At 61.9% G+C, this 2,084-nt stretch carries 2 protein-coding genes; both read right to left on the bottom strand.

The window, feature by feature from the left end; translation table 11 throughout:
* Positions 1–244: 244 nt before the first annotated feature.
* Positions 245–1,075: an SDR family NAD(P)-dependent oxidoreductase gene (locus tag ACEQXV_RS17385; RefSeq protein WP_370270222.1), complete on the bottom strand. Its 831-nt coding sequence runs from the start codon at positions 1,073–1,075 to the stop codon at positions 245–247.
* Between the two features lie 24 nt (positions 1,076–1,099).
* A partial coding sequence (locus ACEQXV_RS17380) for a lipid-transfer protein (protein WP_370270220.1) occupies positions 1,100–2,084 on the bottom strand: 985 nt, incomplete at its 5' end.

Below are 2,084 nucleotides of genomic sequence, written 5' to 3'. Positions count from 1 at the left end.
CCCCGTCCCGTCCGACCGCGCTGCGCGCTGTCTCGGGGGCTTTGTTTGTCGTGGTTTGTTTCATGGGTCTTCTATTCACCTCAGCGCCTAACTAACGACTGTTAGGTAAACGATGTACGTGAGTCAACCTTTCTGAGCATGCTCGCGTGGCGGGTGCGGTAAAGACCGTCCGAGCGGCCATCATGGGGCCGCCCGGACATGAACGTTCTTGCCCGGACCTTGCCATCGGGTCCGGGCAAATGCCTTAGATCACGAAACCGCCACCGCAGATGACGTGCTGGCCTGAAATGAAGTTAGCTTCGGGTGAGCAGAACAGATAGACGGCACCGGCTGCCTCTTCCGGCGTGCCGACCCGGCCCAGCGGGATCATGCGCTCCATCTGGGTCAGAAGGTCGGGATTCACGCCGACCTTGATCTCTTTTTCCTCGACCTGGATCGTGCTGTCTCCGTCGGCGCTGCCCTCGGTCAGGCGGGTGCGGATCGGGCCGAAAGCCACGGCATTGACGTTGACCTTGTAGCGGCCCCATTCCTTGGCCATCGTCCGGGTGACACCCAGAATGCCGGCCTTGGCGGCGGAATAGTTGATCTGGCCAGCATTGCCGCCGGTCCCTGCGATGGACGAGATGTTGACCACCTTGCGGAACACTTCCTGTCCGGCAGCGGCCTCTTCCTTGGCCTTGGCGCTGATCACCGGCTGCGCGGCGCGCAGGATCTTGAAAGGTGCCGTCAGGTGGACGTCGATGATCGCCTGCCACTGTTCGTCGGACATCTTCTGAACGACGCTATCCCAAGTGTAGCCTGCGTTGTTCACGATGATGTCTAACCCGCCAAAGCTGTCCACGCCGGTCTTGATGAACCGTTCGGCAAAACCGTCTTCGGTAACGCTGCCGGCACAGACCACGGCCTCAGCTCCCATTGCGCGCACCGCCTCGGCGGTTTCATTGGCCGGATCCGCATCCAGATCGTTGATCACCAGCCGGGCCCCTTCCGAGGCCAGTTTGAGAGCGATTTCGCGGCCAATGCCCCGGCCCGAGCCCGAGACCAGCGCCACGCGCCCGTCGAGTTTTCCAGTCATATTGATTCCTCCCGAAAGGCGCTATCAGGCTTTTTCATAAAGCGTGGTGACGCAGGCCCCGCCGAGGCCCAGATTGTGCTGAAGCGCCAGACGTGCGCCATCAACCTGGCGCGCATCTGCCTGGCCGCGAAGCTGCTGAACGAGCTCGGTACATTGCGCTAGGCCGGTCGCCCCAAGCGGATGGCCTTTGGACAATAGACCGCCCGACGGGTTGGTCACGTATTTTCCGCCGTAGGTGTTGTCGCCATCATCAACGAATTTCGCCGCTTCGCCGCGACCGCAAAGGCCAAGCGCCTCATAGGTGATCAGCTCGTTGTGGGCGAAACAGTCGTGCAGTTCGACCACATCCACGTCCTCGGGCCCGATGCCCGCGTCCTCGTAAACCTGATCGGCGGCGCGCTTGGCCATCGAAAAGCCGACCACTTCGCGCATGTCATGGGCTTCGAAAGTTTCCGGGCCGTCCGTCGTCATGGCCTGCGCCGCGATCCGAACCGAACTGTCCAGTCCGTGCTTGTCGGCGAATTCCTTGGAACAAATGATCGCGGCGGCCGCGCCACAGGTTGGCGGACAGGCCATGAGCTTGGTCATGATGCCGGGCCAGACGACCTGGGTGGCCATGACGTCTTCCGCCGTCACCTCCTGCCGGAACAGGGCAACCGGATTCTTCGCAGCATGTCGGCTGGCCTTGGCGCGGATTTTTGCGAAGGTTTCCAGGGGGGTGCCGAACTCGTCCATATGCGCCTTGCCCGCACCGCCGAAGTACCGCAGCGCCAGCGGGATCTCGGCACTGCCAACCAGTTCGTCGGTTTCTCTGTCGAATGCCGCAAAGGGGCTGACCCGGTCATGGAACATCGCACCGATTGCGCCGGGCTGCATCTGTTCGAACCCAAGTGCCAGAGCACATTCGACCGCGCCGCTTTCAACTGCCTGCCTGGCCAGGAACAGGGCGGACGATCCGGTCGAGCAGTTGTTGTTCACATTCAGAACCGGGATGCCTGTCATTCCGACA

The sequence above is a fragment of the Nioella sp. genome (assembly GCF_964229645.1).
Lineage (GTDB): Bacteria > Pseudomonadota > Alphaproteobacteria > Rhodobacterales > Rhodobacteraceae > Nioella.
This window is presented reverse-complemented; position numbering and strand designations above follow the sequence as displayed.

Bases quoted from the DNA above. Each gene is read 5' to 3' on its own strand.
- ACEQXV_RS17385 (WP_370270222.1), bottom strand. From the start codon at position 1,075: ATGACTGGAAAACTCGACGGGCGCGTGGCGCTGGTCTCGGGCTCGGGC.